Below are 20,732 nucleotides of genomic sequence, written 5' to 3'. Positions count from 1 at the left end.
AAGTTGTCAACGGCGTCTCGAGTTGTCGAAGGTGGCGTTGCCGACGGCCGTATCGCCGGCGGCAACGAACATGGAAGAGGTGGTGGATGTCCGAGGAACCCCGCAGGGAACGTGCAGACGCCGCGCGCAACCGGCGCGCGATACTCGACGCGACCGGCGCGCTGCTCGCCGAACACGGCGCGGCCGCGATCACGATGGACCAGGTCGCGGCCGCCGCCGGGGTCGGTAAAGGGACGATCTTCCACCGCTTCGGCAGCCGGTCGGGCCTGCTGTACGAGTTGATGGCCGAGCGCGCCCTGGCGTTGCGCGAGACGGTCCAGCACGGCCCGCCCCCGCTGGGCCCCGGTGCGCCCGCGGGGGAGCGGCTACTCGCCTATTTCGACGCGATGACTCTGCTGGTCGCCGATAACATCGAACTGGTCCTGGCCTACGAGGCGGAGCCGCCGCACCCGCGACGCAGCGAGATGCACGAGTTCTGGGCCGCCCATATCGCGACACTGTTGCAGGAGGTCCGCCCGGATCTGGACGGGCAGATCATGAGCGCCCTGCTGATGTCGACTCTCGGCGGTGAGGCCTCCCGGCAGATAGTGCGGGCTGGTGGCAAGGAGCGCCTGCGTGCGGGTATACGCGCTCTGGTCGCCGCCATCCTCAATGGTCGGCCGTAACTGTCCGGTGCCGACGTGGCCGGTCATCTCGGTATCCCCGCCCGACCGTTATCCGCTGTGGCTGAGTGCCCTGTCCGCGTGCCTTCCCGGTGTGCCTCCGCTGGCAATCTCGGCGTGCTCTCGGCCGGGACAGACCGTAATCGGCGGCACACAATGGGGTTCGGCCGGCCATACGCCATGACAACGCTGTGGGCAGCCCGATAGGTCGCATGCCCATGTATCCGTGCTCACCCGATGCCCGGCACGCCTATGGCCGGAATCGGCCTTGATCGGTTGCGCGTCAATCGGTTACGGCCGGTCTCGGCTGGAATAACGCGCAAGCGGGCCTGCCGGGGGCGGTGCTCGCATTCACCCCGTGAGGAGCAGCGCGGCGACGGCTGCGGAGGTCGCGGTGATCGCGAGGACGGCCCCGGTGGCGACGAAACGGCGGAGTGGAACGCGGACACCGTGGGTGCGGCAGAATTCCAGGCACAGCAGGGTGGCCAGGGAGGCCCACGGGGTGATGACGGAGCCGACGTTCGTGCCGATCAGCAACGCCAGCAGCTGATTGCGGTTGCCTGCCGGTACCGCGGCCTCACCGGCGGTGTAGGCGGGCAGATTGTTGGCGAGATTGGACAGACCCAGCCCGGCCGATGCGGCGCGGACGGCTCCCGACGCGCCCGGGTCCGCGCCGATGAGGGTGCGCATCAGATCGAACAGCCCGAACCGGCCGAGGGTGGGTACCACCAGGAACAGGCCCACCACGAAGATCAGCAACTGCCAGGGAATCAGCGACAGGCGCAGCGCCGAGCGGTCCAGGACGGCATAGGCGAGTACCGCGATGATCGCCGCGCCCGTGGCGGCCAGCCCGATCTGGTCGCCGACCACGGGAATCGCGGCGGCGAACAGCAGACAGGCTCCCGCGGTCGCGGCGAACAGGGCACGATCGCGGCCGGTCGCGATGCGGATGGGCTCCGGCGGCAGGTAGCGGTCGGCGCCGCGCCGGGATCGCCGCCAATAGAAGATCCACAGGCAGGCCATTGTCACCGCGACCGAAACCAGGTGTGGCAGCCACATTCTGGCCGCGAAGCCGGCCCCGTCCAGCCCCACCCGCCCCGCGGCGAGCAGATTGGTGAGGTTGGACACCGGCAACATCAGGCTGGCGGTATTGGCCAGCCACAGCGTCGTCATGGCCAGTGGCAACGGTGCGATCCGCGCCGGCACGGCCAGCGCCAGCATGACCGGCGTGAGCAGCACCGCGGTCGTATCGAGGTTGAGCACCGTGGTGGTCAGGGTCGCGAACAGCCCGCACAGCGCCCACAACGCCACATAATTCCCGCGCCCGGCGATCGCCACCCGATGCGCGATCACATCGAACACCTGCGCCCGCCGCGCCAACTGCGCGAGCACGATCACACTGCCCAGGAACAGCAACAGCGGCCCGACCCGCCGCATATTGTCGGCGGCCTGCGCCCGAGGTAACAACCCCGTTGCCACACAGAGCAATCCGATGACGAGCAGCCCGACCCGAACCCAGTCCAACACGCTCACCCGCCGAAGACGGGAGAGTACGCGCCCTGCGCGGGACGGCTGGACTTCGATCTTGTCGGACATCGCGCACATCATCGCAGAGCCGGGTGACAGATTCCGACGCGCCGTTCGGGGTGATCACACCGCGGGCTGGGCGACCCAGCCCGCGACGACGGCCAGGCCGGTGGGGCGGTGGACGGCGAGGAAGCCGAACGGGCGGTCGAAGGTGACCGCGAGTTCGGTGGTCGCGTGGGGGCGAATGAAGGCGACGGATCGGACCATGCTGACGGCGGTGACGGCCGCGGCCTCGAAGCCGCCTCGGGTGAATCGGGCGCGGGCGTGCTGGGCGGCGCGGTCGACGTGCAGCGGCTCGTCGGACATGCCGGGGAAGTGACCGGACGTGGGATCGGAGGCCGTGCTCAGGCCGAAGAGGTCCGGATGGCTCATCAGGTCGTGTTCCGAGCGAATCTCGAACGGCGGCAGCTCGATTCGCAACGCATCCGCGGTGGCACGAGCCTCGCGGACGGTCACTCCGGGTGCGGCGACCGGGTCGGGCGCCGAGGCGGTGTCGAGCGCGGCGCGGGCAGCGATCGAGCCGTCCAGGGCGCCGAGCCCGGCCGCGATCACCTCGGCGGGCGAGGTGGTGGGGGAGTCGGGGCCCAGTAGCAGGTGCACATCGAGATCCGCTGTGCCGCGCACCACGACCCGGGTCACCGGAGCGTCGGCGGCCAGGACGTCGGCGTCGGACAGCGCCCCCGAGTACCTGGCCAATCCCGGACCCCGATGACCGGCCCAAGGGCCCGAATCGGGTTCCAGCACAGAGTCGTTGAACGGTGTGTCCCATGCCGTCTTGGCCACCAGGGCGGTGGCGAGCATCAGTACCGTCTCGGGCTCGACATCGAGCGGAAACCGATCGATGAGACCACCGGTGTGCCGATCGGCCCAGGCATCCAGCGCCGCCTGCCCTGTCAGGGGCTCGACCGTGCCCTCGGGCAGTGTGCGACTCCATTCCTCGCGCACCGTGAGGTCCTCGCGCACCCAGACGCCCAGGGCGGCCGAGGCCGACTCGGCGTCGGCGAGTTCGGCCAGCAGCGCCAATCCGGCGGACCGGGCGGTGTCGGCGGCGATCCCCGTCGCCGCGGAGAGCTCCGCGCGGGCGGGCTCGTTCGCCACCTCGGCCAGAATGGCCAGCAGCGGCCACACGCCGCAGCCGGACAGCACGAAATCACCGGACGAGCCGAGCCGATCGCACCACCGTCCGGTCAGGTCGTTGGCTGCGGCGACATGTGTCGCCAGGGCGTGTCGCACGGAATCGGGGTGCACGCGGTCCAGCCTAACGATTCTTCACGCGTACCTCCTCGGCGTCCGCGACGATGGCCGGGCCGGCCACCTACGCCGTGGCGTTCTCCACCCGGCCCGTCGGCGGTGTGCTGTTGGGCGATCTCGGGTTCGGACGCGGGATCCGGAGCCCCTCGCGATAAGGTGACACACGGATCGACGCATCGTATCCCTTGATCGCAAGGAGGCTGGTATGGCCGACATCGGAACGCCCGGGGCGCGGCTGCGCGAGCTGTGGGAGGCCGGATGCACCCGGGACCAGGCGTGGGAGCTGTTCGACTTCCTGCCCACGGTGCGCGTCGAGGAGATCACCACCGGCCGCTGGCGCGGGTCGGAGCTGGATACCGGGCACCCCTGGACCGGTTCCCTGACCGAAGCCGGGTGGTACGGAAAGCAATTCGATACCGCCGAGAACGTGCATCCGCTGCTGGTCGCCGGTCGGGACGGCCGGATCTTCCCGCTGGAGCCACGCCGGGTTCCGCTGGGCCTGGTCGGCCGGCTTCCCCTGTCCGCCGTGCGATACACCCGCGCACTGCTCCCGCTGCTGCGCGCGGCCGTGCGCACCCGCGCGCCCCGCGCCCGGCTGCGTGCGGTGGAGTTCCGCGGAAAGGTCAGTGCCGCGATGGTCTACGACCATCTGCCGATGATCGACGTCTTCCGCCTGGTCGACGACGAAACCCTGCTTGGGGTGATGGATCTGCGCGGTATGAGCGAGCCGTACTTCTTCATCCTGCGCCGCGATCACGCCTGATCGCCTCGGCGGACCACCCGGCCCGGATCGAAGACGGCGATCTCGGGAATCGCCTCCACCAGCGCGTCGACCTTGGCCGCGAACATCCGCGCACCGAGTTCTGCGGTGGCGCCGGTGGGATCTCCGATCACTCCGGATTCGGCGAAATCGTCCGCGAGCCAGCCGAATCGGACCGACTTACCGAATCCGACATGCTTCAGTCCGGCGATCGCATGTGGCACGGCCGGTTTCGCCTTGCTCATATCGACCAGGTCGGGCCGCAGGTGCAGCATGAGCGAGGTCTCGGCCCAGCCCGCGTGGATACCGAAACCCTCCTCGGTGGGGCCCGGCTCGGCCGGCGAGCCGTGCAGGAACGTCTGCAGACCGAAACGGCGGCGCAGTTCCCGTAGCGCCACCTCGAGCAGGGCCGAATTGCCGCCGTGGCAGTTCACGAACAGCAGCCGCCGCGCCGGCGTCGCCGCGACGCTGCGACCGAGGTCGATCACGGTGCGCAAGAGTGTTTCCGCCTGCAGCCACATCGCTCCCGGCAGGTTGGCGTGCTCATCGGACTTGGTGTAGCCGAGGGCGGGCAGCAGCCACACATCGTGTCCCGCGGCGGCGGCCCGCTCGACCGCGGCGCTGGTGACCGCCTCGGCCACAAGCAGATCGGTGCGCAGCGGCAGATGCGGTCCGTGTGGCTCGATCGCCCCGGTCGGCAGCACCAGGATCGAATCACGATGCAGCGCAACGGGAACCTCGGCGGTGGTGAGGTCGGAGAAGTGCCGTGTGGATGTGCTCATTCGTGCCACCTTCCCGGATTGAGCAGACCTTTGGGATCGGTCGTGCGGGCCAGCGCCCGGACCCGGTCCGCGTCGAGTTCGACATAGGATTGATGCGGCGAATGCACCGACACGCCGAGTTCGGCCAGGGCGGGCACCCCGGCGTAGACCTGCTCGGGATCGCGGTAGACGCCGTTGAGCATCCCGAACATGGTCCCGTATCCCGCCTCGAGATGCAGCATTCCGCCCGGGTAGACCGCCTCCACCTCGCGCAGCCGGGTGACCAGCGCCTCGCCCTGGCATTCCATATGAAAGTAGGTGTCCGGCACGGCCTTCTGCAGCCACCACGTGGGGTGGTTGTAGGACAGGGTGCTCAGGCGCATCGTCTGGGCCAGTCCGGTGCGCACGGCTTCGATGCGCCCGCCGGCGGCGACCATGACCTCGATCGTCTCGTCCAGTGCGGCGGCGTCCACGATGCCGCGTACGCTCGCCCGGCCCGGCACGAACGCCGGATCCGCGGGCAGCGCCTCGACGACCCTCGCGCAATCGGCCGACAGCAGACGCGGTTTCGGCTCGATCGCCGCGGCCAGCATCGCGGCGGGAAAGGCGTCGTACTGCGAGTCGAAGCTGGCGTACAAGCACTTCCAGTCCTGCAGCGGTTCGATGCGCACGGTGGCCGCGACGATGATGCCCGCGACGCCGTAGGTGTGCACCATCGGCTGCGCGCCGGGTCCTGTGAGACGGACCAGTTCGGCGTTCTCGTGGCCGTAGACCACGTCGACCGATTCGACGAAGCCCATGTGGTTGCGGCCGTGCACGATCGTCCCGGTGCCCGCCGAGCCGCCGGCCAGGAATCCGCCCAGGGTGGACTGGGCGGTCGACGGATACATCCACAACTGCCGTCCGGCGTCCCAGGCCGCCTGCTCCAGGTTGATCATCCGGGCGCCCGCCTCGGCGGTCACGGTCGTCTCGGTGAGCTTACCGATGGCCGACAGCGAGGTCATATCCATCACCAGACCGCCGTAGCGGGGCACGACCTGACCGTAGTTGCCGGTGCCTTTGCCGCGGGCGGTGATCGGGACGCCGTGCCGGACGGCCGCTCGCACAATCAACGGAACCTGTTGTGCCACTTTGGGGTAGCACACTACATCGGGTCGGCCGAGCGGTTGCGCGGACAGGATCGGGCTCATCGTCGAGCCGTCGCGTGCGGCGCGGTCCAGTGCGCGATCCAGGGTGCTGACCCCGCGCGGGCCCAGCAGCGCCAGCAACTCGTCGATCAGGGCGTCGAGGTCTTGGCGGCCGAACCGGGGACGGGCGGACAGCGCGGCGGTCACGACTCCACCTCGCCGGCACTCGGTTCCGTCGTGCCCGATGGCGCTGCGCCTATGCTTCCCTCACCGCGCTCGGTCACGACCACCTCGCCGGCGCTCGGTACTGTCGCGCCCGATGATGCTGTGTACACCGCTCCGTCGTTGCGCCGGGTCATGAGGGGAATCCGATCTTGGGGTCGATGAACTGATTGGTCGAGATCTGGTCGGGCGTGAGTTTCGCCGGGATGCTGACCTTTTCCGCGGCGTAGACCGGCCGGGTGATGTCGATGATGTGCTGTACGCGCGCGGGATCGACGGCGCCGACCGTGCCGTTCTCGTTGCCGACGATGCCGAGCTTGCGCATCGTGGCGGTCGCGTAGCCGGCCTCACCGATGTCGTAGACCCAGCCCGTGTCGTACTTGGCGGCCGCCTGCACGATGAGGGCGTTGACCTTGGCCGGATCGGCGAAGTAATCGACCTCGGCCTGCTGCATCACCGGGACGAGTCGGCGCAGACAGGCGGCGTCGGCGCCCAGGTCACCCGAGCGCACCGCCAGCTGGGAGGCGTAGATCGGGTACCCCGCGTCGTTGATCAGCTGGTAGGCGACCGGCTTGTGCCACTGGGCGATCTTCTGCTGGTAGAGGTACGGCTCGGCGCTGGCGAAACCCTGTTGGGCCTTTTTACCCTCGGCGGCAACGAAATTCGCCGGAGTGCCGTCGTAACTGCCATCAACCTGGCTCTTGTCCAGGATGCCCGCGCCGATGAAATAGTCCATGAACGGGGTGCCCTGGTAGTACAGCACAGTGGCTTTGGCGGCCTTCAGATCGGCGATGGTGTGGACGTTGGGATAGGTCGCCGGATCCCACATGATCATCTGCGGGTTGATGTGCAGCGGAGCGAACACTCCGGTGGTCGGCGTGGTGGCCGCGGTCTGCACCGAATGATCGGTATCGGTGTACCCGAACATGATCGAGGGGTCCTGGTACATCTGCGAGGTGACCGACTGGAAGCCGATCGCCGGACCGCCGGCGCGGATCTCGATATCGACGCCGGTGTACCGGCCGTGCGAGAACAGCGGGCCGACGATCTTCTTGGCCCCGGCGTCGATCTTCGGGTCGGGGCCGAGCATCTCGTAGGTGAGGCCGTGTTCGGCCTCGGGGTTCCAGTCGGTCTGCACCACGATCTTGGCCGGGCAGACCTGTTTCAGGTTCACCGGGCCGATCGGTCCGGAATAGCCGGAACTCGCTGTGGCACTACCGCTCTGGCCGCATCCGGTCAGTGCGGCCAAGCTCAGGACAATGGCGGCGGCACATGCGCCGGCCGACCGCGACAGGGGGATCTTTCGCATGAAGTGTCTTCCGGGAGAAGGGAACAGGTCAGTTGCGGGCGTCGTCGTACCAGGCGCCCACGATCCGGCGGCCGAGCCAGCCGAACAGCACGAACACGACCACACCGAGGGCCGATGCCAGCAGGATGGCCGCGAACAGCTGCGGCGCCTGCAACCGGGAGCGGTAATTGTCCAGCAGGATGCCGATGCCCGGATCACCCTGCTTGAAGAAGAAGTCGCCGACGATCGCGCCGACCACCGACAGGCCCGCCGAGATCCGGAGACCGGCGAAGATCGCGGGCATCGCGGCCGGGAATTCGAGCTTGCGCAGCACGGTCCACCGGCTGGTGCTACGCAGCGCGAACACCTCGCGCAGCCCCTTGTCCACCGATTTCAGGCCGAACAGGGTGTTGGAGACGATCGGGAACAGCGCGATCAGCACGCACACGAAAACCCGTGACACGAAACCGAATCCGAACCAGAAACCGATCAGCGGCACCAGCGCCAGAATCGGGATGCACTGCATGATCACCGCATAGGGGAACAGCGCCGTCTCGGCCCAGCGCGCCTGCGCCATCAGCACCGCCCACGCGATGCCCAGCACGACGGCGATCACCAGCCCGACTCCGGCGACAGTGGCAGTTCGACCGAGCGCCTGCCACATCTCCTGGGCCTGCGGGCCCAGCAGCCCGTCGGTGATCACCTGCTGGGGCGGGGGCATCAGGAAACGCCGCGCGGGGGTGAGCAGCGCGTAGGTGACGAGGTACCAGACGCCGATCACCAGGGCCAGCACCATGAGCGGGGCGATCGCCGTGCGCAGCCGCCGCGAGGTCACACGCTCGGGTTCGGACGTCCCGGCCCGTGCCGATGTTGCGGAAATGATTGGGGTGGAACCTGTTCCGGTGGGCTGCTCGACGGTGATCTCGTTGGGCGACTTCGGTTCTGGCGGCCGGGGCGTGGCCTCGGAAAGGGCAGCGGCGGTGAGTGTTTTGGTGGACCCCCGGACAGGGCTTTCGTCGGGTGACCTCGGCTCTGGTGGCTGCGGCGCCGTTCCGGAAACGGCGGCGGCGGTGAGTGTCGGAGTCGAGACATCTGCGGTGGATCCGGTGTTCCCAGGTGGCTGCGGCTCCGGAGTCTGTGATGTTGTTGCGGAATTAGTTGAGGCGTTCAGTGTTTCGGTTTGCCGATGGATGGGGCCGTCGGGTGACTCGGGCTCTGGTGGCCGGGGCGCCGTTTCGGAAACGGCGGCCGCGGTGGAGACGTCGTCGGCGGATTCGGTGGGCGTATCGGAAACTGCTGGGGAAGTGTGTGTTTCGACTCTCATGCGTGAATTCCTCGCAGCGACTGGGAGACTCTGCTGGCCAGGTCTGTGAATTCGTGGGTATAGCGGATTTCCGGGCGGCGTGGGAACTCGAAGGGGACATCGAATTCGGCGATGATTCGGCCCGGGCGGGGCGACATGACGGCTACGCGGGTGGACAGGTAGACGGCTTCGGCGACCGAGTGGGTGATGAACAGCCCGGCGAACCGGCGCGTGGCGAACAGTTCGGTGATCTCGTCGCCGAGGCGTTCGCGGGTGATCTCGTCCAGTGCACCGAAAGGCTCGTCGAACAGGAACAATTCGGGATCGACGCTGAGCGAGCGGGCCAGCGAGGCCCGCATTCGCATGCCACCGGACAGCATGCGCGGCAGCTGATCTGCGAAGCCGGTGAGGCCGACGAGTTCGATGGCCTCCTCGGCGCGGCGGTAGCGCTCGGCCTTGGGTACGTGGTCCAGTTCGGCCAGCAGGGCGACGTTGTCGCGGACCGTGCGCCACGGGAGCAGTGTCGGATCCTGGAAGACGTAGCCGATCCGGTTCGCGCCCACCTGGGCGTAGCCGCCGGTGGCGGACTCCAGTCCGGAAGCGATCCGCAGCAGGCTCGACTTTCCGCAACCCGACGGCCCGACCACGCTGACGAATTCGCCCGCGCGCACGGTCAAATCGACCCCCTCGAGGGCGAGGGTGCCGTTGGGGTAGGTGAGCTGGGTCGAGGAGAAGCCCAGTACCTGGGCGCCGGGGCGTGGTGGCGCCTCGTGCATGGGTGGGGCAGGGGACGGTGAGCCGGCGAAACTCGTGGGTCCGGCCGAGTGGGTGAGCTGCGGGGACGGCGAGCCGGTGGAGCTTGCGAAGTCGGCGGGGTGGGCGAGCTCGGAAGACATCAGACCTCCAGTGGTGCGACATCGGCAGTGAGGTATTCGGTGCGGCCGATCGAGATGATCGCGCCGTCGCGGATGACGATCCGGTCGGCCGGCGCGGTGGCGACGACATCGAGCAGCCCGGTGCCCCGCACGGCCAGAAACTCCGCGCGCGCACCGGGTTTCGCGCCCGCTTCCGGTAGGCCCAGTACCGCCCGCGCGCCGTCGGTGACCAGGTGCACGGCCGTGCGTGGCGGTACGTGACCGGCCGCGATGAGCAGCGCGGCGGTCTCCAGGGCGTCGCTGCGGCCCAGCGGGTTGAACGGGTCGCGCACGTTGTCCGCGCCCGCGGCCACGGGGATTCGTGCCTCGAGCAGCGCGGTGAGCGCGGTCAGGCCGCGTGGCGTGGCGATCGGCTCGTCCCGGCCCTGCAGGTAGAGGTTGGTCAAGGGCAGGCTCACGATCCCCATGCCCGCGCCGGCCAGCAGCGCCAGAACGGGTGCGAGTTCGTGGACCGGCAGGGTGCCCAGGCGGCAGCAGTGCCCTGCTGTGCGGGTGCGATCCGCGGGCCACGCGCTCACGCGCCTGGCGTACTGCGTGAGCGTGTGGTGGTCGCCTCGGAGGAATTCGTCGACGTGCAGATCCGTTCCGACACTGCGGGATTCGGCGATGTCGAGCAGCCGGTCGAGTTCTGCGGCGGGGTCCGGCGCGAGATGCGGTGCGCCGCCCAGCAGGTCGGCGCCGGCCGTCAGCGCGGCGTCGAGCATGGCGGCATCGGCGCCGGGCGGCGCCAGCGCGACGATCTCGATGTCGACCAGGCCGCACAGCTCCCGGCGGACTCGGTCCACCGCGCGGATGCCGCGTAACGGGTCCGGACCGCAAAGAATGTCGGCGTGGGTGCGGATAGCCGTGGTGCCGTTGCGCAGCAGGGCCAGCGCGGCCGCGGTGGCACGCCGATGAAACGACTCCTCGTCCAGCTCCGGACTGCCTCGCCGCCACACGTCGATCGCCGTGGCCAGATCCGCGTCCGGTGGTGCGAGCACATCCCAGGACAGTGCCTTGTCGAGGTGGGCGTGGGGTTCGGCCGGCGCGGTGAGCAGGACGAACCCGGTCAGATCCAGGGTCTCGGGATCCGCGGGCGGACGCCGGGACGTACTGGGCCGCACCGCGGTAACGATCGTATGCCGTCCGTCGCGGCCCAGCTCGACGTCGACCGCCGCGCCGTCCGGGGTGGTCGCGCCGCATATTCGCGAAATACGGTGTGGTAACCGATGATCCATGGAGATCCTTCGCTGGGGTGGGGTGGTGGCTCGCGGCGTGGCTGGTCGGCGAGGCGTTGCGGAACAGGATAATGTTGATGTGATCAACATTTAGTACTATTCAGCCGGGGTGTTTCCGGCAGATGAACCACCTAGCTACGGTCTTGTTAATTCGTTCCTCGCTCGGGCGAATTCGGTGGACCCCGCGGCGGGACGACGAGGGAAGATGCGGGATATGAAGGCACAGAACGGATCCGGCCCGGTCGGTGGAGATTCGCGGGTGCTGCTCGGCGCGGAGATCCGTCGCCGCCGGCGCGAGTCCGGGCTCACCCTGGTCCGGCTCGCCGAACAGGCGCAGATCTCGCACCCGTTCCTGAGTCAGCTCGAGCGCGGCCTGGCCCGGCCCAGCATGCTGACCCTGGCCCGTATCGCCGAGGCGCTGGGCACGACGCAGGTGGAGCTCATGCTTGCCGCCGACACCGCCGGTCGCGGCGAATCCGCGGATTCCGCGCAGTCCCAGGTGATCCGGTCGCACGAGGGTGTGCAACTGCCGCGCGGGATCGCCAGATCTGGCCGGGAGGAGGGTTCGACCCGGCTGCTGGTGCACGGCCGGGCGGCGTTCTATCCACAGGAATTCGTCGATGTGAGCGGTGATTTCGGCCCGTACTTCGTGCATGACGAGGACGAGTGGGTGTACGTGGTGGCCGGGGCGATCGTGGTCGACCTGGGTGACCACGGCGAGGCGCGGCTCGCGGAGGGAGACAGCCTCTATTACACTGGCGGCACACCGCACCGGTGGCGTGTGGTGGACGCCCCGCAGGCCAGGCTGATCGTCGTGAAAGCGGCCGGGCGCGAGGCGGATTCCCGTGGCTGGGATGGATAGTCCGGCGGGGCCCCGACTTTCTGGGAGTACCCGATGATCACCTCGACCTCCGCTGACGCAGCACCCATTGATGTCGTCGTGCGCGAACGACGCTGCGTGGGTGTCGATATCGATGAGTTCACACTCGCACGCCCTGACCGCGGCGCCCTGCCCGCCTGGGAGCCCGGCGCCCATATCGACCTGCTGCTGCCGGATGAGCTGGTCCGGCAGTACTCGCTGTGCTCGGATCCCGCCGATCTGTCCGCGTACCGGATCGCGGTGCTGCGTGAACCGCGCGGGCGGGGCGGTTCGGTTCGGGCGCACGAGACGCTGAAGGTCGGGGCGCCTATTTCGATTCGACCGCCGCGCAACCACTTTCCGCTGGTTCGCGCGCTCGGCTACGTCTTCGTCGCAGGCGGGATCGGGATAACGCCGATGCTGTCGCTGGTGGCCGCCGCTCAGCGCCGCGGACGGCCCTGGCGGATGATCTACACCGGCCGAGGCAGTGCGAGCATGCCGTATGGGCGGGAATTGACTGAGCGATACGGGAATTCGGTGACCCTGCACCATTCCGCCCGAGACGGTCGGATCGATCTGACCGCCGACCTGGCCGGATTGTCGCCGGGAACGGCCGTGTACGCCTGTGGTCCCACTGGTCTGATCGCCGCCGCCGAGGCCGCCTGCGCCGGCCTGGAGGCGGTGGACGTGTTCGCCGAACGATTCACCGCCCCGGACCTGCGCGGCTCCGACTCGCGGGCCTTCGAGGTGTCATTGGCAGTGTCGGGTCTGACACTGAGTGTGCCTACCGGCCGGTCGATCCTGGAAGTGGCCGAGGCATCGGGAGTGTTGACCCTCTCCTCGTGCCGCGAGGGGAACTGCGGCACCTGTGAGACGGGCGTCGTGAGCGGCGAGGTGGATCACCGTGATTCGGTCCTGACCCCGGAGGAGCGGGCCGAGAACGAGTCCATGATGATCTGCGTATCCCGTTGTGCGGGAGAACGTCTGGTACTGGAATTGTGAGCCGGACCGACCGGATGTCACACGCGTTCGGCTGAGGCGTACGAGTGTGACATTCGGCTGGTCGACGGTGCCCGACTACGTCGCCTGGACGACACTGTCCAGCGGACTCCCTACCCGCCGAGGACCTTCGTTAACTCGAGTAGTTCGGCGGTGAAGCCGAAGCATTGACGGACGTTGTATAGCGTGGCGTCCAAGCAGTATTCGGGAGATGTCGTGGCTACGGCGTCCGTGAGCAGGACGACGTCGTAGCCGATGTTGGCGGCATCCATCAGGGTGGACAGGACGCACTGGTCGGCATTGACCCCGGCGAGCAGCAGCGTGTCCACCCGCAGGTTGCGCAGCACCGAATCCAGTGGGGTGTCGACGAATCCGCTCATCCGGAACTTGTCGACGCGGATATCGCCGGGGTCGACGTCGAGTTCGTCGACGACGGCTGCGCCCCAGCTGCCGGCCTCCAGCACGGCGGTGCTGGAGGGGGTTGCAGCACTGCCGATTCCGGTACCGCGCCCGGCCGGATCGTAGACGTGCCGCACTCCCGGAGGGAGATTCGCCCGGTCTGGGCGATTGCCCCAATTCACCCAGACGACCGGGATATTCGCCGCGCGGATTGCGGGCAGTGCGGCGGAGACGGTGTCGATGGCGGCGCGGGTGGGGGAGATGTCCACACCGATCCCGGCGAGCCACCCACCGGCGTGGCAGAAGTCGTTTTGCAGATCGATGATCAGCATCGCGGTTCGCGCCAGATCCAAGGTGAGCCGCTGTGGCCGCGCGTCCAGGTCCAGTGGCCGGGATTCGTTGGGGCGGCGCAGATCCGCGTGCCCGTCGGTGAGGGTCCAGGTATTGCGATTCATCGAGGCGGATCCAGTCGGTCGTGAGGTGCGGATGCTCGGGCTAGCGGGAACCGTGCGCCGAGGCGAAGGTGAGCAGGCTGTGATCCTGTCCGGGGGCGGCCACCAGGCACAGGCCGATCGGCAGGGTCCCCGCGCGCAGTGCGGGGATGCTCAGCGCGGGCAGTCCGGCGAGGGAAGCCAGGCAGGTCAGGCGTAGCGTCGCCTGCCGTATCGATTCCATGAGCGCCGGGGCGGTGTCGCGCCTCGGCGCGGCCGAGGATGTGGACGGCAGCGCCAGGACGGTGCCCGGAGGGAGCAATCGTCGTAGCTCCGCACGCATCGTATCGAGCAGACTTTGTGCTGATTGCCTTGTGGCGCTGTCGATATCGCGTCCGGCGCGGAAGCGGGCGGCGACCTCCGGGGAGAGTGCGTCCGGATGCGCGGCCAGGAATTCGCGGTGTGTTTCCCATGCCTCTGCCGTCTGTACGGTGCGAAACGCGGTGAAGACGGCGTCCAGACCGCCCGAGTCCGGATAGGTGAGCGGGACGGGGACCGGAGGTGGCAGCACGGTCCCGGAGGCCGCGCCGCGCAGCGTCAGTGCCTGCACTGCGGCCCGGAACGGTTCTCGTGCTGAGGGATCGAGAAGTTCGACCAATTCCGTGGCCACGACCACGCGGGCGATCGGCTCGACCGATTGCGGCGGCAGCAAGGCCGCACCCGCCCGAGCCAGCAGACCGACGTCCCGGGTCAGCAGTCCGACGGTATCGAAGCTCGGCGCCAAGCCCACCAGCCCGGTGCGGTCGACCACACCATGTGTGGTGCGCAGGCCGTAGAGCCCGCAGTAGGAGGCGGGGACACGGATCGAGCCGGCGGTATCGGTGCCCAGCCCGATATCGGCGAGTCCGGCCGCGACCGCGGCGGCCGGACCGCTGCTGGATCCACCGCTGATGCACTGCGGTGCAACGGGATTGGGGGTGACGCCGTAGTGCGCGTTCGCGCCCGACAGGGAGAAGGCCAGCTCGTCGGTGACCGCGATGCCCGTGACATCGGCTCCGGCCGCCAGCAGGGCTTGGACCGCGGCCGCGTGCCGGGGCTCGATCGGCGCCTTGGACAGCCACACCGGATTTCCGGCGCCGATCGCCTGCCCGGCGACGGCGAACAGATCCTTCACCGCGACACGAGCATTCACCAACGGCCCGTCGCCGCCGCGTGCGAGCGGCTCGGATCCCGGTGCGACACGCCAGATCGAAGCATCGGATGACGTCGGTGTGTTCGCGGGAGGCGGCGCCGCGGAGACATGGGCCACGGTGATCGCCCAGCGCCCGTCGGTGCGCTCCCAGACCTGGGTTTGAATGCCGCACAACCCATCCGCGCGCCGGGTTTGCGCCACGATCACCCGGGCATCGGGGCCGAGCGAGCGGGTGTGCACTCGCAGTAGGGTGCGTGCCGGCGCGCCACCGCGACCGGCCCGGAAGGCGGCGATCGCGTCATGGCCGATCAGCATGTCGCCGGAGTCGCAGCGCACAGTACGTGGTCCGTCGGCGAATGCGGTGTCCAGGGCTGGAACGTCGTTGGCCATCAGGGCTCGTTCGTACTCGGCGAAGGCCGTTCGCAGGTCGCCGTCCAGGTCGTCGTCGAAGCTCATCGATCGGACCTTACCGAGAATGTTGATGTGGTGAACATTTCGCGTGTAACAGTGCTGTGAAACTTCTGATCGGGATCGACTGTCCGGCTGTGTATCTGGTGCCGGTGATCATGCGGTGCGCAGGCTTTACGTCGCGGAAACACCTCGCGGCTACCGTGGCGAATGTAACTGTGATCAACATTGGTGAGGTGTGATGCCATCGGCTCCGGCGTCGTGCGCCGACGCGCACTCGTGGTTCGACGTGCGAGAGGTCGGACAGGACATCCACATGATCAACGAGCCGGGCCACGCGGCCTGCTACCTGATCATCGGAACGCGCGCCGCGCTACTGTTCGACTCGGGACTGGGTATCGCGTCCATCTCGGCGGTCGTGCGGATGCTGACGAATCTGCCCTTGCTGGTGGTGTCCTCGCATCACCACATCGATCATCGGGGTGGCAATGCCGATCTGGCGGCGCATATCGCGGTGCGGGATTTCTGCGCCCATCCCGCGGCGGCCGATGGCGGATCCGGGTGCGCGCACGACGAGGCGGATCGGGAATTCCTGCGCGCCTACGCGAGGGCGATGACGGGTGTGGTCGCCGAATTCGGCCGTTTCGCCGAGTTGGACGCCCGATATTTCTTCACCCTCGCCCGCGTCGCACATCCGCGCCCGCTGCCGGACCTGACGGGATGGGCGGTCGGGGTTACGCCGGTCACCCGAACTCTGGCCGACGGTGAGATCATCGATCTGGGCGGACGACACCTGGAGGTACTACATACTCCCGGGCATGCTCCGGACGCCCTGTGCTTGTTCGAAAGGCGCTCGGGTACCTTGCTTTCCGGTGACACCGTGCTGTCCGCGGCGCATTGGTTGCACGGTCCGGGTGCGGACCCGGCCGGTTTCGCCGCCTCGACCCGGCGCCTGGTGAACCTGCCGATCACTCGAATCCTGGCTGCGCACAACATCGTCTGTGAGCTGCCCGGCCATGCTGCCGGTGAGGTCGCGCGGGCCGCGGCGGCTCTGCTCGAGGGAACGACCACCGTCACATCCGGATACGACATGCTCGGCCATCCGGTGACCCGCCACGAGTGCGGGCCGGTCACCCTGCTCACCCCGCCGAGCATCTGAATCACCCCTGCGCACAGCCGAATCCGGTGCGCAGCCACAGTGGAAAGGATCGCGATGACCGGAGCGCCGCCCATCGTCCGTCACCTGGCCGAGCTGTCGGCCGCCCTCATCTCACCGACGGATACCGTGCGTCTGTGCACGCTGGCCGGGCCCGGGCAGGGCTCCAGCGCGAGCGTATTCCTCGAGATCTGGGAGCCCGGCGGTTCGCAACCGCTCAATTCGCATCCGGACTCGGCCGAGATCTTCCTGGTCCTGTCCGGGAGGGCCACCGCACACAGCGACGCGCACACCATCGACCTCACGCCGGGCGATGTACTGATCCTGCAACCGGGATCCGAACACCGAATCGTGAACACCTCCGCCACCGACCGCCTCTACACCATCACCGTCATGGCCGACGACGGCGGATTCGCGGCCCTCGTCGACAGCGGCATCGCGGTACCGCTCACTCCGGCCGACATCCACACCGTGGTTCCCCGATCCGCTGCCAACCCCGACAGCTGATCGAGGACCTCCGCGAGGCGGAAAGGTGCGATCACGCCGGTGTGTATCTCGGCCGTGAACGGGCCGGGCGTGGGTGGGTCAGTTCTCGCTCGCGCGGTCGGTGGGGAGTTCCTCGGTGGCCGAAGCTGCCTTTCGGGATCCGTTGGTGGGGGAGACGTTTTCGCCCGACAGGACGTGGAAACCGTTGCGCCAGCCGGAGACCGCGGTCTGGGCCAGGTTGCGCTCCGGGATCTGGCGGATCGCGAGTTGCTGTGTGGCAGTGGATTCGGCGTCCAGGTCGCCGAGGATGCGGCTGATGGTGCGTGGGCTGGTGCCGAGTTGGGTGGCGATTTCGCTGGTGGGGATTCCGGTCTCGCGCAGTTCGCGGACTCGGTCACGGATGGCGGGGTCGCGGCGGAGCTGGCGGCCGGGTTGTGCGGGTGCCGCGGAGTCGGTCTGTGTCGGCGTGGCCGATGCGGCGGGTGATTCCGGCGGTTCGGTGGTTCTGGTCGAGTCGGTCTGTGCCGGTGCGGTTGTTGCCTGGTTCGCCGCTGGTGGCGGCGATGAGGGGGAGGAGGACGTGGCAGGAGGTGGTGTGGGGCGTGGGCGGATCGTGTTCGAGGACATCCGGCGTGCGCGTGGGTCCGCGGTCACGCGGAGGGTCGACGATGTGGTTGTCGTCTCGGTGGACGTTCGGGGCAGAGTCTCCTGCGTTTCGGAGTGGTCTTCACCGGCCGGGGAGAAGGCCGCAGAACCCTGAGCGGCGACTGCGGACAGCGGGGCGCTCGCCGGTCGTGTTGCCCGCTGCTCCTGCGGTTCCCGCTGGTCGTGCATTTCGGCGGCGGATGGCGTCCACTCGGCCGCTGCCTGATTCGATCGATCGGATGCGATCCTCGGCTGCGCGGCGGACTCTGGTCGTTGTATCGGCAGGTCTACGCGGGTGGGGTATTCGGAGTACTCGATCTCGGATGCGGAGGGTTGTGTCCGAGACTCTGCGGCAGTGGAGGGTTGTGCGTGAGATTCTGCGGAGGCGGAGGGGCGCGGGTGAGATTCTGCCGAGGCGGAGGGGCGCGGGTGAGGCTCTGCGGAGGCGGGAGGTTGCGCGTGGGCCCCTGCGGGAGCCGAGGGTTGCCCCTGGGGCTGTACGGGGGCGGAAGGTTGCACCGGAGATTCTGCGGAGGCGGCTGGTAGCTGTCGGATCTGCGCGATGGTGTCCGGGGAACCATCGATGACGTCGGTCGGGGAGCCCGCCTGTGGCGCTCTCGGTTCCGGCGCAGTGTGCGGGTCGGGGCTCTCTTCGATGGTCCACGGGTTGGGGAGGTCCACTTCCAGCAGCGCGCCGGTGCTCGACAGGATGCGCAGATTGTCCATCAGCACCGAGCGCGGTGTGCGGGTGTCGTCCACCAGACCGCCGTCCTCGACCGCGCGGCGCATGACCCGCTGGAGGCGTCGTCTGGCTCGGTTGACCCGTCTGGTTCCGGCGCCGGTCTCGCGGAGTGTGCGGGCGCGGTCGGCGGCGAGCGCGACGTCGATGAGGCGGCGCTGCAGGGCGACCTCTCCGGCGGTCCGGCTGGTGGGATCGGCGATGCCGAGCCGAATCAGGATGCGCTCCGGTGTGATTCGCCAATTGATGCCGCCGAGGGTGCCGCTGCGGCGGCGCTCGAGGGCCATACTGCGCTCCCAGCCCCAGGCCGCGACGAGCGGTGCGGACAGCCGGATCAGCACTGTGCCGACATTGTCGGCGTCGGTGGCGGCCAGGACAGCGGACAGGCAGGTGAGCACCCACATGGCGACGCCGTCGATTCCGGCGCTGCCGGTGACCTGCTGGGCGCTGCGCGCTCGCAGCGCCGAGGTGAGCACCATGATCTCTAGGAAGGCGAAGAACATGATGCGCAGCGACAACGTCAGATGCAGCGACTTGTCGAAGAACACCCACATGCCCTGCGCGCTCACCCCGGTGGCGATCGCGGCCGCCAGCAGCGTGCCCGCCTGCTCGCCGGTGAGCCCGCGACGGCGTGCGAACCGAATTATCTGGAATGCCAGCCCCGCCACCGCCAAGACGCCGACGGCCCCCAGCGCCGCAGTGATCGGATGGGCCTCCAGGGTCGTCGCGATCCGATCACTGCTGCTCATTCACCAGGTTCCTTCCTACCGCGCTCGCTCAACCCGGGTGATCGTTTCGCGTGCTGGAGCACAACGAATCCCGTATCGGCGGCCGGGCAGAGAGTCTACCGGCGAGATCGCGGTCGGGTGCGGCGCAGTGGGGCCATGGCTGGAACTCTCACGGGATATTCAGTTTTCGTGCAGGATGGCGGCGAAGCGCTCGTCGGCCAGATCGAGCTGATCCAGGATGTGCTGCTTCACATGAGCGGCGAGCGGGGTGTCGGGGCGGGTGACCAGGTCGCGGTATACGCCGGTGAGTGGGCGATACTTGATCGCGAGGCGCTCCATGGCCGGGCCGGTGGCGTAGAGGATGCCGACGCCGTTATCGGTGAAGTCGGATAGTTTGACCACCCGCGCCCACGGGTCGCGGGCCAGGCTCGTGGCGATGTGCTCGCGGTATTGGACGTTCCATTCCACACCGGGCTCCGGAGCGGGATTGGTGACCGATGCGACGATTCCGGCGACCCGCGTGCCGAACCGGGCGGAGAGTTCGTCCAGCGCCGCCGCTGTCAGCGCCGCCGTGGCGGCCGGATTGTCGAGGGCGGAACCGGCTCGGGCACCGGCCAATTCGCGCGGGTGATCCTCGACCGAATCGTGCAGCAGGCCCGCGACCACCACCTCGGTATCGCGCACCTCGTAATGGCTGACGATCCGGATCGCCACCCGCAGCAGATGATTCAGATACGGCTCACGCCCGTACTCGTCGTCGCGGTGCAGTTCGGCCGCGAGCTCGAGCGCCGCGCTCACTTGCCCGGGCTCGGCCAGCTTGGCCGACTCCAGCTCCAGCCGGCGGCGCAACCCCTCCTCGCCGTGCACATCGCTGATCGTGTGCAGCGGCATCACCGCCAGCACTCCCGCCCCTGTCGTATTCATGACCCCAATCTATCCGCCGGGGCCGACAGGATCACCAAACGTCCGCTTAAAACTTCGCCACCGCAGGCGTGGACCGCGGGCCGCTGTGCGGAGCAGCCACCGCGCGGCGATACGACCTCGGCTAACGCACGCCACGCGGCCGAAACTGGATACTGATCCGCGGCCCCACCGCCCGGCGGGTCTTGGGTATCGCATGCTCCCACGTGCGCTGACACGAGCCGCCCATCACGATCAGGTCGCCATGGCCCAGCTGATACCGCAGGCTCGGCCCGCCACCGCGCGGGCGCAACAGCAGCGCCCTGGGCGCGCCGACCGAGACGATCGCGACCATGGTGTCGTCGGTGGCGCCGCGCCCGATGGTGTCCCCGTGCCAGGCGACACTGTCGTTCCCGTCGCGGTAGTAGCACATGCCGACCGTCACGAAGGGCTCACCGAGCTCATCGAAATAATGCTCACTCAGAGCGATCCGAGCCTCACCCAGCACAGCATCGGGCAACCGCTCGCCCTCGGTATAGAACCGCACCAGCCGAGGCACATCGACCACCCGGTCGTACATCTGCCGCCGATCCGCCCGCCACGGCACTCCCGCGACAAGCCGATCGAACAGCGCGTCCGCCCCCCGCAGCCACCCCGGCAACACATCGACCCACGCC

Annotated in this window: 19 protein-coding genes; 6 read left to right on the top strand and 13 right to left on the bottom strand. The window is 68.5% G+C overall.

Going from position 1 to position 20,732, the window contains the following annotated elements; genetic code table 11:
• Positions 1 to 86 precede the first annotated feature (86 nt).
• A complete protein-coding gene (locus JZ791_RS35160; RefSeq protein WP_216900772.1) occupies positions 87 to 665 on the top strand; it encodes a TetR/AcrR family transcriptional regulator in 579 nt (192 codons plus the stop codon).
• Between the two features lie 348 nt (positions 666 to 1,013).
• Here JZ791_RS35160 and JZ791_RS35155 read toward each other — a convergent pair whose 3' ends face one another.
• Positions 1,014 to 2,258, bottom strand: a complete 1,245-nt coding sequence (locus JZ791_RS35155) for an ArsB/NhaD family transporter (RefSeq protein ID WP_254206866.1) — start codon at positions 2,256 to 2,258, stop codon at positions 1,014 to 1,016.
• A gap of 54 nt (positions 2,259 to 2,312) precedes the next feature.
• Positions 2,313 to 3,497 (bottom strand): serpin family protein, encoded by a 1,185-nt coding sequence (locus JZ791_RS35150; protein WP_308163273.1) that lies wholly within the window; start codon positions 3,495 to 3,497, stop codon positions 2,313 to 2,315.
• 208 nt (positions 3,498 to 3,705) lie between these two features.
• On the opposite strand from JZ791_RS35150, the gene JZ791_RS35145 reads away from it, so the two are divergent.
• A complete protein-coding gene (locus tag JZ791_RS35145; RefSeq protein WP_216900761.1) occupies positions 3,706 to 4,263 on the top strand; it encodes a DUF4334 domain-containing protein in 558 nt (185 codons plus the stop codon).
• Here JZ791_RS35145 and JZ791_RS35140 read toward each other — a convergent pair.
• The 6 genes from JZ791_RS35140 to JZ791_RS35115 all read right to left on the bottom strand — a co-directional run bounded on the left by JZ791_RS35140 (position 4,254) and on the right by JZ791_RS35115 (position 11,113).
• Positions 4,254 to 5,042 carry a creatininase family protein gene (locus tag JZ791_RS35140; RefSeq protein WP_216900759.1) on the bottom strand — a complete coding sequence of 263 codons (789 nt, stop codon included), beginning with the start codon at positions 5,040 to 5,042 and terminating at the stop codon, positions 4,254 to 4,256. The two genes, JZ791_RS35145 and JZ791_RS35140, sit on opposite strands and share 10 nt — an antisense overlap.
• Positions 5,039 to 6,355 (bottom strand): FAD-binding oxidoreductase, encoded by a 1,317-nt coding sequence (locus JZ791_RS35135; RefSeq protein ID WP_216900757.1) that lies wholly within the window; start codon positions 6,353 to 6,355, stop codon positions 5,039 to 5,041. The genes JZ791_RS35140 and JZ791_RS35135 overlap by 4 nt, the downstream gene beginning before the upstream one ends.
• 148 nt (positions 6,356 to 6,503) lie before the next feature.
• A complete protein-coding gene (locus JZ791_RS35130) occupies positions 6,504 to 7,679 on the bottom strand; it encodes an ABC transporter substrate-binding protein (RefSeq protein ID WP_216900755.1) in 1,176 nt (391 codons plus the stop codon).
• Positions 7,680 to 7,707: 28 nt separating this feature from the next.
• On the bottom strand, positions 7,708 to 8,454 hold the full coding sequence (locus JZ791_RS45530) for an ABC transporter permease (protein WP_254206867.1): 747 nt from the start codon (positions 8,452 to 8,454) through the stop codon (positions 7,708 to 7,710).
• A gap of 524 nt (positions 8,455 to 8,978) precedes the next feature.
• Positions 8,979 to 9,737 (bottom strand): ABC transporter ATP-binding protein, encoded by a 759-nt coding sequence (locus JZ791_RS35120; protein ID WP_216900786.1) that lies wholly within the window; start codon positions 9,735 to 9,737, stop codon positions 8,979 to 8,981.
• A gap of 119 nt (positions 9,738 to 9,856) precedes the next feature.
• Positions 9,857 to 11,113, bottom strand: coding sequence for an amidohydrolase family protein (locus tag JZ791_RS35115; RefSeq protein WP_216900751.1), 1,257 nt, complete (start codon positions 11,111 to 11,113; stop codon positions 9,857 to 9,859).
• Between the two features lie 214 nt (positions 11,114 to 11,327).
• On the opposite strand from JZ791_RS35115, the gene JZ791_RS35110 reads away from it, so the two are divergent.
• Complete coding sequence (locus JZ791_RS35110; protein WP_216900749.1) at positions 11,328 to 11,975, top strand: helix-turn-helix domain-containing protein; 648 nt, start codon at positions 11,328 to 11,330, stop codon at positions 11,973 to 11,975.
• Between the two features lie 33 nt (positions 11,976 to 12,008).
• The gene (locus JZ791_RS35105; RefSeq protein WP_216900747.1) at positions 12,009 to 12,974 is read left to right on the top strand and encodes a PDR/VanB family oxidoreductase; all 966 of its coding nucleotides are present in this window, start codon (positions 12,009 to 12,011) and stop codon (positions 12,972 to 12,974) included.
• Positions 12,975 to 13,084: 110 nt separating this feature from the next.
• Here JZ791_RS35105 and JZ791_RS35100 read toward each other — a convergent pair whose 3' ends face one another.
• Entirely contained in the window at positions 13,085 to 13,825 is a 741-nt protein-coding gene (locus JZ791_RS35100) for a cysteine hydrolase family protein (protein ID WP_216900745.1), read from the bottom strand.
• Positions 13,826 to 13,865: 40 nt separating this feature from the next.
• Entirely contained in the window at positions 13,866 to 15,449 is a 1,584-nt protein-coding gene (locus JZ791_RS35095) for an AtzH-like domain-containing protein (RefSeq protein ID WP_216900743.1), read from the bottom strand.
• A gap of 193 nt (positions 15,450 to 15,642) precedes the next feature.
• Between JZ791_RS35095 and JZ791_RS35090 the strand changes: the two genes are divergently transcribed.
• Positions 15,643 to 16,560, top strand: coding sequence for an MBL fold metallo-hydrolase (locus tag JZ791_RS35090; RefSeq protein WP_216900741.1), 918 nt, complete (start codon positions 15,643 to 15,645; stop codon positions 16,558 to 16,560).
• Positions 16,561 to 16,614: 54 nt separating this feature from the next.
• A complete protein-coding gene (locus JZ791_RS35085; protein ID WP_216900739.1) occupies positions 16,615 to 17,064 on the top strand; it encodes a cupin domain-containing protein in 450 nt (149 codons plus the stop codon).
• A 78-nt stretch (positions 17,065 to 17,142) separates the two neighbouring features.
• On the opposite strand, the gene JZ791_RS35080 is transcribed toward JZ791_RS35085, so the two are convergent.
• The 3 genes from JZ791_RS35080 to JZ791_RS35070 form a co-directional block, all read right to left on the bottom strand.
• Positions 17,143 to 19,176, bottom strand: a complete 2,034-nt coding sequence (locus tag JZ791_RS35080; RefSeq protein WP_216900737.1) for a hypothetical protein — start codon at positions 19,174 to 19,176, stop codon at positions 17,143 to 17,145.
• Positions 19,177 to 19,335: 159 nt separating this feature from the next.
• A complete protein-coding gene (locus JZ791_RS35075; protein WP_216900735.1) occupies positions 19,336 to 20,079 on the bottom strand; it encodes an HD domain-containing protein in 744 nt (247 codons plus the stop codon).
• Positions 20,080 to 20,200: 121 nt separating this feature from the next.
• On the bottom strand, positions 20,201 to 20,732 hold a 532-nt coding region (locus tag JZ791_RS35070), incomplete at its 5' end, for an alpha-ketoglutarate-dependent dioxygenase AlkB (RefSeq protein ID WP_216900733.1).

Origin of the sequence: Nocardia alni (genome assembly GCF_019038435.1) — a bacterium.
Classification (GTDB): Bacteria; Actinomycetota; Actinomycetes; order Mycobacteriales; family Mycobacteriaceae; genus Nocardia; species Nocardia alni.
The sequence above is the reverse complement of the archived record's forward strand: the minus strand, read 5'-3'. Positions and strand labels throughout refer to the sequence as shown.

Excerpts from the sequence above, each read along its gene's own strand:
- JZ791_RS35160 (WP_216900772.1), top strand. The coding sequence starts at position 87 with ATGTCCGAGGAACCCCGCAGGGAACGTGCAGACGCCGCGCGCAACCGG.
- JZ791_RS35155 (WP_254206866.1), bottom strand. The coding sequence starts at position 2,258 with ATGTCCGACAAGATCGAAGTCCAGCCGTCCCGCGCAGGGCGCGTACTC.
- JZ791_RS35145 (WP_216900761.1), top strand. The coding sequence starts at position 3,706 with ATGGCCGACATCGGAACGCCCGGGGCGCGGCTGCGCGAGCTGTGGGAG.
- JZ791_RS35140 (WP_216900759.1), bottom strand. The coding sequence starts at position 5,042 with ATGAGCACATCCACACGGCACTTCTCCGACCTCACCACCGCCGAGGTT.
- JZ791_RS35130 (WP_216900755.1), bottom strand. The coding sequence starts at position 7,679 with ATGCGAAAGATCCCCCTGTCGCGGTCGGCCGGCGCATGTGCCGCCGCC.
- JZ791_RS45530 (WP_254206867.1), bottom strand. The coding sequence starts at position 8,454 with ATGGTGCTGGCCCTGGTGATCGGCGTCTGGTACCTCGTCACCTACGCG.
- JZ791_RS35120 (WP_216900786.1), bottom strand. The coding sequence starts at position 9,737 with ATGCACGAGGCGCCACCACGCCCCGGCGCCCAGGTACTGGGCTTCTCC.
- JZ791_RS35115 (WP_216900751.1), bottom strand. The coding sequence starts at position 11,113 with ATGGATCATCGGTTACCACACCGTATTTCGCGAATATGCGGCGCGACC.
- JZ791_RS35110 (WP_216900749.1), top strand. The coding sequence starts at position 11,328 with ATGAAGGCACAGAACGGATCCGGCCCGGTCGGTGGAGATTCGCGGGTG.
- JZ791_RS35105 (WP_216900747.1), top strand. The coding sequence starts at position 12,009 with ATGATCACCTCGACCTCCGCTGACGCAGCACCCATTGATGTCGTCGTG.
- JZ791_RS35100 (WP_216900745.1), bottom strand. The coding sequence starts at position 13,825 with ATGAATCGCAATACCTGGACCCTCACCGACGGGCACGCGGATCTGCGC.
- JZ791_RS35095 (WP_216900743.1), bottom strand. The coding sequence starts at position 15,449 with ATGAGCTTCGACGACGACCTGGACGGCGACCTGCGAACGGCCTTCGCC.
- JZ791_RS35090 (WP_216900741.1), top strand. The coding sequence starts at position 15,643 with ATGCCATCGGCTCCGGCGTCGTGCGCCGACGCGCACTCGTGGTTCGAC.
- JZ791_RS35085 (WP_216900739.1), top strand. The coding sequence starts at position 16,615 with ATGACCGGAGCGCCGCCCATCGTCCGTCACCTGGCCGAGCTGTCGGCC.
- JZ791_RS35080 (WP_216900737.1), bottom strand. The coding sequence starts at position 19,176 with ATGAGCAGCAGTGATCGGATCGCGACGACCCTGGAGGCCCATCCGATC.
- JZ791_RS35075 (WP_216900735.1), bottom strand. The coding sequence starts at position 20,079 with ATGAATACGACAGGGGCGGGAGTGCTGGCGGTGATGCCGCTGCACACG.